Consider the following 13,207-nt stretch of genomic DNA (forward strand, 5'->3'; position numbering starts at 1 on the left):
CCCCTCCCGAACCGAAGGAAGACCCGCCCCCGTGAGCATCGAGATCAACAACGAGTCGAGCGTCCCCGTCGACGAGGCCGCCCTGCTGCGCCTCGCCGGCTACGCGCTCGACTCGCTCCACGTGCACCCCGACGCCGAGCTCGCGATCGTGCTGGTCGACGAGGGCGCGATGGAGCAGCTGCACGTGCAGTGGATGGACGAGCCGGGGCCGACCGACGTGCTCAGCTTCCCGATGGACGAGCTGCGTCCCGGGACCGAGGACGAGCAGACCCCCGCGGGGCTCCTCGGCGACATCGTGCTCTGCCCGCAGGTCGCGCAGTCCCAGGCCGAGTCGGCCGGCCACTCCGTGCTCGACGAGCTGCAGCTGCTGACCGCCCACGGGCTCCTGCACCTGCTCGGCTTCGATCACGCCGAGCCGGAGGAGGAGCGCGAGATGTTCGGCATCCAGCGCGACATCCTGGTCGGCTTCCACATCAGCGAGCGACGCCGCTAGAGCGCGCCGTGCCCACTCTCCAGCTCCTCATCGCCGCCCTCGCGCTCGTCGCCGTCGGCGGCTGGTTCGCCGCGACCGACGCCGCACTCGGCGTCCTCTCGCGCAGCGACCTGCTCGACATGGCCCAGCACTCCCGCAGCGCCCGCGCTCTCCGCGCGATCGCGGGCGACATGAGCGCCCACGTCAACGTCGTCAACTTCTCGCGGATCGCGGCCGAGACGACGGCCGCGGTGTTCGTCACCACGGTGCTGGTCGTCGAGGTCCCGCAGCTCTGGCTCGCGCTCCTGCTGGCGGTCCTGATCATGGCGGCGGTCTCGTTCGTCCTGGTCGGCTCCAGCCCCCGCAGCGTCGGGCGCGCGAACGCCCGCGCGGTCCTGTCCACCAGCGCCTCGCTCGTGCACGTGCTCCGGCTCGCGCTGGGCCCGGTCGCGCACGGGCTCGTGGCCCTCGGCAACCGGGTGACCCCGGGAACCGGGCGCTCGGCGGGGTTCTCCTCCGAGGAGCAGCTGCTCAGCATGGTCGACGAGGCGACCGAGCAGGACGTGCTCGAGCAGGACGACCGCGAGCTGATCCACTCGATCTTCGAGTTCAACGACACCTTCGTCCGCGAGGTGATGGTGCCCCGCACCGACATGGTGACGATCGAGGCGACCTCCTCCGTCGGCGCCGGCATGGGGCTCCTGCTGAGCCGCGGCATCTCCCGGCTCCCCGTCATCGGCGACGGCGTCGACGACGTCCTCGGCGTGCTCTACCTGCGCGACGTGGCCCGGCACACCTACGAGCGGCCGGACGACGACGACACGGTCGCCGATCTCGCGCGCCCCGCGCTGTTCGTGCCCGAGTCGAAGAAGGCCGACGAGCTGCTCCGCCAGATGCAGCTCGAGTCCAACCACCTCGCGATGGTGGTCGACGAGTACGGCGGCATCGCGGGCCTGGTGACGCTGGAGGACCTCATCGAGGAGCTCGTCGGCGACATCTCCGACGAGTACGACCGCGAGGTCGACCTCTTCGAGGAGACGGCGCCCGGGGTCTACCGCGTCTCGGCGCGCCTGCCGGTGGACGAGCTCGGCGAGCTGTTCGAGCTCGACCTCGAGGACGACGACGTCGACTCGGTCGGCGGACTGCTGACCAAGGCCTACGGGCGCCTCCCCGAGCGCGGCGCGACGGCGCGGATCGGCGGAGTGCTGCTCGAGGCCGAGCAGGCGGACCCGCGCCGTGGGACCATCTCCACGGTGATCGTCCGCCGCGATCCCGATCTGGACACCGCCGGCGAGCCCGGCACCGGCCCCGTCGCGATCATCGCGGACGGCGGCACCACCACCCCCAGCCCGAGCACGGCTCCCACCCGCGGAGCCACGGGCGATCAGCACGAGGACGCACGATGACCGACACCACTCCCGCCGCCGCTCCCTACCGGGCGGGCTTCGTGTCCTTCGTCGGCCGCCCGAACGTGGGCAAGTCGACGCTCACGAACGCCCTCGTCGGCGAGAAGATCGCCATCACGAGCTCGAAGCCCCAGACCACGCGGCGCGCGATCCGCGGCGTGGTGCACCGCACCGACGGCCAGCTGATCGTCGTCGACACCCCGGGCATCCACCGGCCGCGCACGCTTCTCGGCGAGCGGCTGAACTCGCTCGTCACCTCGACCCTCGGCGACGTCGACGTCATCGGGATGCTGTTCCCGGCGGACGAGCCGATCGGCCCCGGAGACCGCTTCATCAACGAGCAGCTCGACTCCTTCCCGCGCGCCCGGAAGGTCGCGATCGTCTCGAAGGTGGACCTCTCCTCGAAGAAGTCCGTGGCGAAGCAGCTGCTCGCCGTCTCGGAGCTGCGCGAGTGGGACACGATCGTGCCGATCTCGGCCGTGACCGAGGAGCAGCTGGACGTCCTGGCCGTCGAGCTCCTGCGCCTGATGCCGGTCTCGCCCGCCCTCTACCCGGAGGAGGCGGTGACCGACGAGGACCTGTCCTCGCGGATCGCCGAGTTCATCCGCGAGGCCGCCCTCGAGGGCGTCTCGGACGAGCTGCCGCACTCCCTCGCCGTGACGCTCGACGACATGGTCGAGCGCGAGGACGGCTCGCTGATCGACATCTACGCCAACGTCTTCGTGGAGCGCGACAGCCAGAAGGGCATCATCATCGGCAAGGGCGGCCAGCGCCTGCGCGAGGTGGGAGCCGTCTCCCGCGAGCAGATCGAGCGCCTGCTGGGCCGCCGCGTGTTCCTCTCCATCCGGGTGAAGGTCGCCAAGGAGTGGCAGCGCGACCCGAAGCTGCTGGGGCGCCTGGGCTTCTGACGCCGGAGGACGACCGCGGTCACCCTCCAGGACGACGCCCCCGGGCGCGCGGACCCGTAGCGTGGTCCTCATGCGCGCCCTCCTCGACCGACCGGCGGCCCTGCCGATCGCCGGGGCGCTGCTCGCCGCCCTCCATCTGTTGCTCGGGCTCACCGGGGTCACTCCGACCGAGCGGATCGCCGGCGGCCTCGTGCTCGCGCTGGCCCTCGCCGTCGCGGGATTCCTGCCCGCGCTCGCCCCCTCGCTCGTCGCGGTCGGCGCGCTCGCCGACGGAGGCGTCCTGCTCGGCGGCGTCCCCGTCGACGGGGTGCTCGTCGGCCTGGTCGTCCTCTGGCAGACGACCCGCCGGGTGGGCCCCTGGACCCGTGCCTTGGCGCTCGCGGGCGGCCTGATCCTCGCCGGGATCGGCGGCGTCACCGTCGCGCTCGGCCTCTCCGGTCCGCTCGATCCGTCCGGGCTCCCGGCGCGCGTGGAGTTCGCCGTCCTCGCCCTGGTCGCCCTCGCGGTCGCCTCCGTGCTCGGTGCGGCGAAGGTCCTCGTGTACCTCAAGGCGCTGCGGGCGCCGGTGCTCGCGGGCGATCGGATCGACGCGCTGCTGACCCGGGTCGTCGGGCCGCAGGACCCGTTCGCGGTGGGGGTCGCCGGTGGTCAGGCGCTGGTGCTCCTCCTCGTCGCCGGCCTCCCGTTCGCCGGGGTGGACGGCGCGATGCAGCTGCTGGTCGCGGGCGTGCTCGCGGTCGCGCTGGTGCTGCACCGGCGGTCCCCGGTCCTCGCCCTCTCGATCGCCTGGGCCGGCGCCGCCCTGCAGATGAGCGCGAGCCTCGCTCCCGGACCCGCGGATCTGGCCATCCTGGCCGTCCTCTTCGGCGCCGGCGCGTCGGAGTCGCGGCGGGTGCGGATCGCGGGCGCGGTGTCGGCCGTCCTCGGCGCTGTGGTCGCCGTCGTCTACCTCGTCCTCGTCTTCGACCTCGTCGCGAGCGCCTACGACGGCCTGCTGTCGGCCGGAGCCACCTTCGGCGGGATCCTCGCGACGCTCGGCCTCTCCTGGACCATCGGACTGCTCTCGCGCTCGGTCCGCCGGGCGCGGGAGGGCCAGACCCTGCGCGCGCAGGCCGAGCAGGAGCGCGCCCGGGCGCAGCGCGAGCTCGACACCGTCGAGGAGCGCAACCGGATCGCCCGCGACATGCACGACGTCGTCGCCCACTCCCTCGCCGTCGTGATCGCCCAGGCCGACGGCGCGCGCTACCTCGGCGCCACCAGCCCCGAGCAGACCGACGCCGCGCTGCTGACCATCTCCTCCGTCGCCCGGGACGCCCTCGGCGACGTGCGCGTGCTCCTCGCCCAGCTGCGGCACTCGCAGAGCGACGGCCCGCAGCCCGGCGCCCGCGACCTGCCGGCCCTCCTCGACAGCGTGGGCGGAGCCGGAGCCCCCGTCCGCGCCGAGCTCGCCGTCGACCTGGAGGCGGTGCCGCGCGCCGTCGGTCTGGCCCTGTACCGGATCGCCCAGGAGGCGACCACGAACGCTCTCCGCCACGGCCGCCCGGGCTCGCCGCTCGACATCGCCCTGCGCCAGGACGGCGGCGAGCTCGCCCTGACCGTGCGCAACGCCCGGTGCGCCGACGTCGAGCGCGACTCCCTGCCGGGCGAGGGCCACGGGCTGGTCGGCATGCGTGAGCGCGCCGCGCTCGTCGGGGGAGTGCTCGCCGCCGGCCCGGTCGGGGACGACTTCGTCGTCGACGCGCGCCTGCCCTCCTCCCCGTCCCTCGCCCGCACCGCCCCACCCCTCGCCTCCGGAGGCAGCCCCGCATGACCGACACCATCCGCCTCGTCCTCGTCGACGACCAGGCCCTCTTCCGCGCCGGCATCCGCATGCTGCTCGGCTCGCAGCCCGACCTCGAGGTGGTCGGCGAGGCGTCGGACGGAGCGGAGGGCGCGGAGCTGGTCGCGCGGCTGGCCCCCGACGTCGTGCTGATGGACATCCGGATGCCGGGCGTCGACGGGATCGAGTCGACCCGGCGGATCCTCGCGGACGCGCAGGAGCGGCGGGTCGAGCCTCCGCGCATCCTCGTGCTGACCACCTTCGACCTCGACGAGGCCGCCGCGCGCGCCATCCGGGCGGGCGCGAGCGGCTTCCTCCTGAAGGACACGGAGCCCGGCTTCCTCCTCGCCTCCGTCCGCACCGTGCACGCGGGGACCGCCGTGGTCGCCGCCTCCGCGACCCGCGAGCTCTTCGAGCACTTCGGAGCGGCGGGCAGCGGACGCGAGACCCCGCCCGCCTTCGCGACCCTCACCGACCGCGAGCGCGAGATCTTCCACCTGGCCGCGCGGGGGATGAGCAACACCGAGATCGCGCGCGCCGAGTTCCTGAGCGAGGCGACGGTGAAGACGCACATCAGCCGCACCCTCGGCAAGCTCGGCCTGCGCGACCGCGTGCAGCTGGTGGTCTACGCCTACGAGAACGGCCTGGTCTCCTAGAGCGGGACGCCGGGGTGACGCGCCGCGGGGGCGGTGCTACCCTGACCGGGTGCGCTTCGGACAGCTCCTCCTTCTCCGCCGCGACGAGATCTGATCCTCAGGCCATCCTCGTCGCGGAGTCCGTCGTCGGCTGAACCATCCCTCGCCCGCGAGGTCGATCCGCATCCGGATCCCCGCGAGACCGCCCGACCGGCACCGCCCACCAGCGGAGCCGCACGCGAGCGGGATCGGTCACGAGCGAGAACAGACACGTGCGCACCACTGCGCCGGGAGAGCACCTCATGCTGAACAACCAGAAGCCGTCGCCCATGCCGATCGGCAAGTACCGTCCCTTCCACGAGCTGATCGCCGTGGACCTGCCCGACCGCACCTGGCCGTCGAAGCGCATCACGACCGCGCCCCGCTGGTGCGCCGTGGACCTCCGCGACGGCAACCAGGCGCTCATCGACCCGATGAGCCCCGAGCGCAAGCGCATCATGTTCGATCTGCTGGTCCGGATGGGCTACAAGGAGATCGAGGTCGGATTCCCGAGCGCGAGCCAGACCGACTTCGACTTCGTGCGCAGCCTCATCGAGGAGGGCGCGATCCCCGAGGACGTCACCATCCAGGTGCTGACCCAGGCCCGCGACCACCTGATCGAGCGCACCTACGAGTCGATCCGCGGTGCGCGCCAGGCGATCGTGCACCTCTACAACTCCACGAGCGTGCTGCAGCGCGAGGTCGTGTTCCGCAAGGACCGTCAGGGCATCATCGACATCGCGCTGGCCGGCGCCCGCAAGTGCCGCGAGATGGAGTCGACCGTCCCCGGCACGGCCGTCTACTACGAGTACTCGCCCGAGAGCTACACCGGCACCGAGCTCGACTTCGCCCGCGAGATCTGCGACCGGGTCGTCGAGGTCTTCGAGCCGACTCCCGAGCGCAAGGTCATCCTGAACCTGCCCGCCACCGTCGAGATGGCCACCCCGAACGTCTACGCCGACTCGATCGAGTGGATGAGCCGCAACCTCGCGCAGCGCGAGAACATCGTGCTGTCGCTGCACCCCCACAACGACCGCGGCACGGCCGTGGCGGCCGCCGAGCTGGGCTACCTGGCCGGTGCCGACCGGATCGAGGGCTGCCTCTTCGGCAACGGCGAGCGCACCGGCAACGTCGATCTGGTCGCGCTGGGCGTGAACCTGTTCACCCAGGGGATCGACCCGCAGATCGACTTCAGCGACATGGACGGCATCAAGCGGACCGCCGAGTACTGCAACCAGCTGCCCGTGCCCGAGCGCAGCCCCTGGGCGGGCGACCTGGTCTTCACCGCCTTCAGCGGCTCGCACCAGGACGCCATCAAGAAGGGCTTCGAGGCGATGCAGGCCGAGGCCGAGCGGACCGGCCGCAGCGTCGACGAGCTCACCTGGGCCGTGCCCTACCTGCCGGTGGACCCGAAGGACCTGGGCCGCTCCTACGAGGCGGTCATCCGCGTCAACTCGCAGTCCGGCAAGGGCGGAGTCGCGTACCTGCTGAAGACGGACCACGCGCTCGACCTGCCGCGCCGACTGCAGATCGAGTTCTCGGGCGTCGTGCAGGCCAAGACCGACGCCGAGGGCGGCGAGGTCACGAGCGAGCAGATCTGGACGGTGTTCCAGGACGAGTACCTGCCGGCGCCCGCCGAGCGCGCCGACGAGAAGTGGGGCCGCTTCGAGCTGCTGCGCACGAACACGTCGAGCGATCTGGGCGGCAGCATCGCGCTGGACGCGGTCCTCCGGGTGGGCGACGAGCGCGTCTCGGCCAGCTCGCGGGGCAACGGCCCGATCAACGCCTTCGAGGCCGTGCTGGAGCAGCAGGGCGTCGAGGTCCGGGTCCTCGACTACGTCGAGCACGCGCTCAGCGCCGGCGGCGACGCGCTGGCCGCCTCGTACGTCGAGTGCACGGTGAACGGCCGCACCCTGTGGGGCGTGGGCGTGGACGCCGACATCTCGACCGCCTCCCTCAAGGCCATCGTCTCGGCCGTCAACCGCGCCCTGCGCGAGGAGGTCCCGGTCCGCGAGCTGGCCGGCGCCTCCGCCTGATCGGGCCCGATCCCCGCCGTGGGAGCCGTGATGCGTCGCGGCTCCCACGGCATTCCCGTGCGCGGACCGCGCGGGACTCCGCTCCCTGCGTCCGGGTCGGCCGCCGCTAGGTCCGGCGGCGCCAGCGCAGGCGCGGCACCCCGCTGAGCGCGCGCTGCTCGGGCAGGCTCCAGCCGTAGCGGACCGCGAGCAGGCGGATGACCGTGGTCACGCCCACCGCGAGCGGCGCGGCGAAGTCGATCGTCACTCCGAAGCGCAGCGCGAGGACCAGGACGCCCGTGCCCACCGAGGCCGCGACCGCGTAGAGCGAGCCGACGTGCATCAGCGCGATCGGCCGGTTCAGCAGGATGTCGCGGACCACGGATCCGCCGACGGCCGAGACGGTGCCGACGAACACGGCCGGCACCTCCGGCACGCCGAGCGACAGGGCCTTCGTGGTGCCGATCGCGCCGAAGAGCCCGAGGGTCAGCGCGTCGAGAGCGGTGATCGTCCCGTCGACCCGGTTCAGCAGGTGCTGGAGCAGCATCCCGAGCAGGGAGGCGGTCACCGCGACGATCAGGTACGCGTCGGTGTGCAGGGCCACCAGGGGCGTCTGGAGCAGCAGATCGCGGAGCACGCCGCCGCCGAGGCCGGTGGCCGTGCCGATGATCGTGACGCCGAGCAGGTCGATCCGGCGGTCGCGGAACTCGCCCGCGAACATCGCGCCCTGGAGGCAGCCGATGGCGATCGCGAGCAGGTCGGCCCAGGCCGGGATCTCGAAGAGGGAAGCTGCCACCCGGACATCGTTCCACGGCGAGGGCCCTGCCCCGGCCGGGCTGCCAGCCGGGTGTCGGGGGTCGGGGGGATAATCGGAGGATGCCCACCTATCGCGACGAAGCCGTGGTGCTCCGCACGCACAAGCTGGGCGAGGCCGACCGCATCGTGACGCTGCTCTCGCGCAGCCACGGCAAGATCCGCGCGGTGGCGAAGGGCGTGCGCAAGACCGGCTCCAAGTTCGGCTCGCGGCTCGAGCCGTTCATGGTCGCCGACCTCCAGCTCTACGAGGGCCGGAGCCTCGACATCGTGACGCAGGCCGAGTCGCTCGGCGCCTACGGTGCGCTGATCGCCGCCGACTACGACAGCTACACGGCGGCGAGCGCGATGGTCGAGACGGCGGACCGCCTCACCGACGCGGACGCCTCCCTGCAGCAGTACCTGCTGCTCGTCGGGGCCCTGCGCTCGCTCTCGAAGCACGAGCACGAGCCGGTGCTGACGCTCGACTCCTACCTCCTGCGGGCGCTCTCGATCGCGGGCTGGGCGCCCAGCTTCGAGGACTGCGCGCGCTGCGGCGCCCCCGGGCCCCACGGCGCGGTCGTGGTGCAGCTCGGAGGCGTCGTCTGCGCCGACTGCACGCCGCCCGGCGCACCGCGGGTCGCTCCGGAGGTCGTGGTCCTGCTGGGCGCACTGCTCACGGGAGACTGGGCCCACGCCGAGACCACCGAGCCGACCACGCGGTCGCGGGCGAGCGGAGTGGTCGCCGCCTACACGCAGTTCCACCTCGAACGCGGTCTGAGATCCCTGGAGCACGTCACCCGATGAAGCCCTTCACCCACAAGGACGCCGAGCCGTACCGCCCCCTCGACTGGACCGGGATCCACCCGCCCGCGATCCCGCGGAAGGCCGTTCCGGGGCACGTCGCCATCGTGATGGACGGGAACGGCCGCTGGGCGAACTCCCGCGGCCTGACGAGGATCGAGGGGCACAAGCGCGGCGAGACGGCGCTGCTGGACGTCGTGGCCGGAGCGATCCAGATCGGCGTGAAGCACCTCAGCGTCTACGCGTTCTCGACCGAGAACTGGAAGCGCTCGCCCGAGGAGGTGCGCTTCCTGATGGGATTCAACCGCGACGTGCTGCACCGCCGCCGCGATCAGCTCAACGAGTGGGGCGTGCGCATCCGCTGGGCCGGGCGGAAGCCGCGCCTGTGGGCGTCGGTGATCAACGAGCTGCAGTTCGCCGAGCGGATGACCGCGGACAACGACGTGCTCACCCTCACCATGTGCGTCAACTACGGCGGGCGCACCGAGATCGCCGACGCGGTGCAGCGGCTCGCCGCCGAGGTCCAGGCGGGGCGGCTCAAGCCCTCCGGCATCTCCGAGAAGACGATCGCCCGGGCGCTCTACGTGCCCGAGATGCCGGACGTCGACCTCTTCGTGCGCTCCTCCGGCGAGCAGCGCACCAGCAACTTCCTGCTCTGGCAGAGCGCCTACGCCGAGATGGTGTTCCTCGACCGGCTCTGGCCCGACTTCACGCGGACCGACCTCTGGGACGCGATCGAGCACTACTCCGGCCGCTCCCGGCGCTTCGGCGGCGCGGTCGACGTTCCGGGGGCCTCCTCGTGATCCGGGCCGGGATCGTCGGCTTCGGGCTCGCGGGCAGCGTCTTCCACGGTCCGTTCCTCGCGGCCGACCCGGCGTTCGAGGTCGTCGCCGTCTCCACCCGCGACGCCGGTCGGAGGGCCGCGGCCTCCGCCGCGCATCCGGAGGCCCGGATCGTGCCCGACCTCGACGCGGTGCTCGCCGAGCGGCCGGAGCTGGTCGTGCTCGCCTCGCCGCCGTCGGTGCACCGGGAGCAGGCCGTCCGGGTGCTCGAGGCCGGTGTCGCCGTCGTGATCGACAAGCCCTTCGCACCGAGCGCCGCCGACGCGGACGCGATCATCGCCGCCTCCGAGCGGAGCGGTGCGCCCGTCTTCGTCTTCCAGAACCGGCGCTGGGACGCCGATCTGCTCACGCTCCGCCGCCTCCTGGGCGAAGGGGTCCTCGGCGAGGTCCTCCGCTTCGAGTCGACCTTCGAGCGCTGGAGCGCGCCGAAGACGGGACGGTGGCAGAACGACACGGGTTCGGCCGAGGGCGGCGGGATCCTCTTCGATCTCGGCAGCCACCTGGTCGACCAGGCGCTGCTGCTGTTCGGCCCGGCGGTCGTCACGGCGGCCGAGACCCGGACCGTCCACGAGGGCTCGGCGAGCGAGGACGACGCGTTCGTCTCGCTCCTGCATCACAGCGGCGTCCGCTCCCACCTCACCATGAGCCGCGTCGCCCGGGCGACCGGCCCCCGCTTCCGCGTGCTCGGCACCCGCGCCGCCTTCAGCGTCGACGGTCTCGATCCGCAGGAGACCGCGCTCCGCACCGGCGGCGCCCGGCCCGACGACGAGGGCTTCGGCGAGGTCGCGCCGGAGGGATGGGGCGTCCTCGTCGACGACTCCGGCGCGCATCCCGTGCCGAGTGAGCGGGGACGCTACGCCGCGTTCCTCGAGCAGGTCGCGCGGTCGCTCCAGGACGGCGCTCCCTCGCCGGTCGACGTCCGCGAGGCCCGCGAGGTCGTCGCCGTGCTCGAGCAGGCGCACGCCCTCGCCGCCCGCTGACCGGGCCCGCCGCCGACGCGCCCGGTCGCTCCCCGGTGTTGGCGATCCGGCTCCGGAGCGTCATCCTCGAGAGGTGAGCACCGCACTGCCGAACTCCGCCGACCTGCGCGCGCGCTTCGCCGGTGCCCGCGGCTACCACAACGCCTGCACCCTCGGCCTGCCGCCGCGGGAGACCGTCGAGGCGCTGCGGGCGGACCTCGATGGCTGGTCGTCGGGGGAGAGCACGGCCGCCGCCTACGGCGCTGTCGCCGAGCGCGCGCGTGCCTCGTTCGCCGCGATCGCCGGGGTCCCGGTCGACCGGGTCGCGATCGGCTCGCAGACCTCCGCCATGGCCGCCGTGCTCGCCGCCTCGCTGCCCGACGGGGCCCGCGTGCTCTGCGTGGACGGCGACTTCTCCTCCATCGTGTTCCCCTTCCTCGCCCAGGCGCACCGCGGAGTGACCGTGCGCTCCGTCGCGCTCGAGGCGCTGGCCGACTCCGTCGAGGACGGGGACGACCTCGTCGTCTTCTCCGCCGTGCAGTCCAGCAGCGGAGCGCTCGCCGATCTCGACGCCGTCCTCGAGGCGGCCGCGCGCCACGGAGTGCGGACCGCGTGCGACCTGACGCAGGCGGCCGGCGTCCTGCCGGTCGACGCCTCCCGCTTCGACGCGACCCTCACCCACGCCTACAAGTGGCTGTGCTCGCCGCGCGGAGTGGCGTTCCTCACCGTCTCGCCCGCCTACGCGGCCGAGCTCGTCCCCGTGCAGGCGGGCTGGTACTCGGGGGAGGACGTGTGGTCGTCCTGCTACGGACCGGCCATGCACCTGGCCGAGAACGCCCGCCGCTTCGACGTCTCGCCGGCCTGGCAGGCGTTCGCCGGCGCCGAGGCGTCGCTCGCCCTGTTCCGCTCGCTCGACCTCGACGCGGTCTGGGCGCACGCCTCCGGCCTCGGCGACTCGCTGTGCGAGCGGCTCGACCGGGAGCCGCAGCACCGGGCTCTGGTGTCGTGGCCGGACGAGCGCGGAGCGGACCTGGAGCGGCTGCAGGCCGCGGGTCTGCGCGCCTCGGGCCGCGGCGGCCGGCTTCGCATCGCCTTCCACCTCTGGAACGACGAGTCCGACGTGGACGAGCTCGTCCGCGTGCTGCGGGAATAGCGGGGCGCCTCCTCCGTTGTCCTGAGGGTGAGTGCTGAGCCGAGCCCCCTGTCCGTCGACGTCTGGTCCGACATCGCCTGCCCCTGGTGCTACATCGGGAAGCGCCGGTTCGAGCGCGGGCTCGAGGCGTTCCGCGCCGCCCACCCCGAGGCTCCGGAGGTCGTCGTGGAGTACCGCAGCTTCGAGCTCTCGCCGGACACGCCGGAGGACTACCGCGGGGGAGAGGCGGCGTTCCTCGCCGAGCACAAGGGCATCCCGGAGGCGCAGGCGCAGCAGATGCTCGACTCCGTCACGGCGATCGCGGCGAGCGTCGGCCTCGACTACCACTTCGAGTCGGTGCGCCACGTCAAGACGGTCACCGCCCACCAGGCGCTCCACCACGCCAAGGAGAACGGACTGCAGCTCGAGCTCGTCGAGCGTCTCCTGAGCGCGTACTTCGTCGAGGGCCGCGACCTGGCCGATCCGGAGGTGCTCGCCTCGCTCGCGGGCGAGGTCGGGCTCGACCCGGCGGAGACGCGCCGCGCTCTCGAGGACCGGCGCTACCTCGGGCGGGTGCAGTCCGACATCGCCCAGGCCCGCGAGTACGGGATCTCGGGGGTGCCGTTCTTCGTCCTCGACGGGCGCTTCGGCGTCTCCGGCGCCCAGGAGCCGGCGGCGTTCACCGAGGTCCTCGAGCATGTGCTGGAGCAGCGGGCGGCCGTCGCGTGAGCGGGCCGTTCGAGATGCTGGGCGACTCCGGCGTGCCGCTGTGCGAGGACGGCGTCTGCGCCGTGCCGCCGGCCACGGAAGCGGAACCGCAGGCCGAGGTGCCGCCGATCAGCGCGGAGGCTCCTCCACGGTGATGTCGGCCACGGTCGCGCCGTAGGCGGCCACGAGGGCGTCCGCGTCGACGAAGGCGCTGCGCCCGTCGGCGCCCGCACCCATCGCGACGCGGCGGCCGAGGATCCGCTCGTCGGCGTAGACCGGCCAGGCCGTCGTGGAGCCGATCGGGGTGATGGTGCCGCGCCGGTAGCCGGTCGCCTCGAGGGCGGCCGTCTCGTCCGGGAGGCGGAGCTTGTTCACTCCGACCACCGCGCGCAGCTTCGGCCACGCGATCTGCCGCCCGCCGGGGACGAGGGCGAACAGATAGCCGCCGTCGTGGCGCTTCACCACGAGCGACTTCACGATGTCGCCGGGCTCGATGCCGAGCAGCGCGGCCGCCTCGTGCAGGCTGCCGGCAGCGGGCCTCTCCACGATCTCGACCGCCAGGCCGCGGGCGGACGCGTCCGCCTCCAGCCGCTGCGAACCGTCCTCCACAGGTGTGCTCCCGTTCATCTCTCCACCTCTCCGCTCGTCACTCCGCCTTCCCCAACACAGGATCTGG

At 73.0% G+C, this 13,207-nt stretch carries 13 protein-coding genes; 11 read left to right on the forward strand and 2 right to left on the reverse strand.

The genetic code is table 11. From position 1 onward, the window contains the following. Nucleotides 1-31 precede the first annotated feature (31 nt). The 6 genes from ybeY to leuA all read left to right on the forward strand — a co-directional run bounded on the left by ybeY (nucleotide 32) and on the right by leuA (nucleotide 7,315). On the forward strand, nucleotides 32-493 hold the full coding sequence (ybeY, locus tag C5C59_RS10605) for an rRNA maturation RNase YbeY (protein WP_104223424.1): 462 nt from the start codon (nucleotides 32-34) through the stop codon (nucleotides 491-493). Nucleotides 494-501: 8 nt separating this feature from the next. Further along, entirely contained in the window at nucleotides 502-1,878 is a 1,377-nt protein-coding gene (locus C5C59_RS10610) for a hemolysin family protein (protein WP_104223425.1), read from the forward strand. Continuing rightward, nucleotides 1,875-2,786: a GTPase Era gene (era, locus tag C5C59_RS10615; protein ID WP_104223426.1), complete on the forward strand. Its 912-nt coding sequence runs from the start codon at nucleotides 1,875-1,877 to the stop codon at nucleotides 2,784-2,786. The genes C5C59_RS10610 and era overlap by 4 nt, the downstream gene beginning before the upstream one ends. Nucleotides 2,787-2,856: 70 nt before the next feature. After that, nucleotides 2,857-4,596: a histidine kinase gene (locus C5C59_RS10620; RefSeq protein ID WP_146083121.1), complete on the forward strand. Its 1,740-nt coding sequence runs from the start codon at nucleotides 2,857-2,859 to the stop codon at nucleotides 4,594-4,596. Continuing rightward, nucleotides 4,593-5,261, forward strand: coding sequence for a response regulator transcription factor (locus C5C59_RS10625; RefSeq protein ID WP_104234459.1), 669 nt, complete (start codon nucleotides 4,593-4,595; stop codon nucleotides 5,259-5,261). Before C5C59_RS10620 ends, C5C59_RS10625 begins: the two co-directional genes overlap by 4 nt. 281 nt (nucleotides 5,262-5,542) lie before the next feature. Beyond that, complete coding sequence (leuA, locus tag C5C59_RS10630) at nucleotides 5,543-7,315, forward strand: 2-isopropylmalate synthase (RefSeq protein WP_104238221.1); 1,773 nt, start codon at nucleotides 5,543-5,545, stop codon at nucleotides 7,313-7,315. Nucleotides 7,316-7,421: 106 nt separating this feature from the next. On the opposite strand, the gene C5C59_RS10635 is transcribed toward leuA, so the two are convergent. Further along, complete coding sequence (locus tag C5C59_RS10635; RefSeq protein WP_104223430.1) at nucleotides 7,422-8,090, reverse strand: trimeric intracellular cation channel family protein; 669 nt, start codon at nucleotides 8,088-8,090, stop codon at nucleotides 7,422-7,424. 80 nt (nucleotides 8,091-8,170) lie between these two features. On the opposite strand from C5C59_RS10635, the gene recO reads away from it, so the two are divergent. The 5 genes from recO to C5C59_RS10660 all read left to right on the forward strand — a co-directional run bounded on the left by recO (nucleotide 8,171) and on the right by C5C59_RS10660 (nucleotide 12,552). Next, nucleotides 8,171-8,893, forward strand: a complete 723-nt coding sequence (recO, locus tag C5C59_RS10640; RefSeq protein ID WP_104223431.1) for a DNA repair protein RecO — start codon at nucleotides 8,171-8,173, stop codon at nucleotides 8,891-8,893. Next, entirely contained in the window at nucleotides 8,890-9,693 is an 804-nt protein-coding gene (locus tag C5C59_RS10645) for an isoprenyl transferase (RefSeq protein WP_104238220.1), read from the forward strand. Before recO ends, C5C59_RS10645 begins: the two co-directional genes overlap by 4 nt. Next, a complete protein-coding gene (locus tag C5C59_RS10650; protein ID WP_104238219.1) occupies nucleotides 9,690-10,712 on the forward strand; it encodes a Gfo/Idh/MocA family oxidoreductase in 1,023 nt (340 codons plus the stop codon). Before C5C59_RS10645 ends, C5C59_RS10650 begins: the two co-directional genes overlap by 4 nt. Before the next feature lie 73 nt (nucleotides 10,713-10,785). Continuing rightward, nucleotides 10,786-11,844, forward strand: a complete 1,059-nt coding sequence (locus C5C59_RS10655) for an aminotransferase class V-fold PLP-dependent enzyme (RefSeq protein WP_104238218.1) — start codon at nucleotides 10,786-10,788, stop codon at nucleotides 11,842-11,844. Between the two features lie 27 nt (nucleotides 11,845-11,871). Then, nucleotides 11,872-12,552, forward strand: a complete 681-nt coding sequence (locus tag C5C59_RS10660) for a DsbA family protein (RefSeq protein WP_104238217.1) — start codon at nucleotides 11,872-11,874, stop codon at nucleotides 12,550-12,552. A 108-nt stretch (nucleotides 12,553-12,660) separates the two neighbouring features. On the opposite strand, the gene C5C59_RS10665 is transcribed toward C5C59_RS10660, so the two are convergent. After that, a complete protein-coding gene (locus tag C5C59_RS10665; protein ID WP_104223436.1) occupies nucleotides 12,661-13,158 on the reverse strand; it encodes an aminoacyl-tRNA deacylase in 498 nt (165 codons plus the stop codon). Between the last annotated feature and the right edge of the window lie 49 nt (nucleotides 13,159-13,207).

It is taken from the genome of Rathayibacter sp. AY1F4, from assembly GCF_002931775.1.
Classification (GTDB): Bacteria; Actinomycetota; Actinomycetes; order Actinomycetales; family Microbacteriaceae; genus Rathayibacter.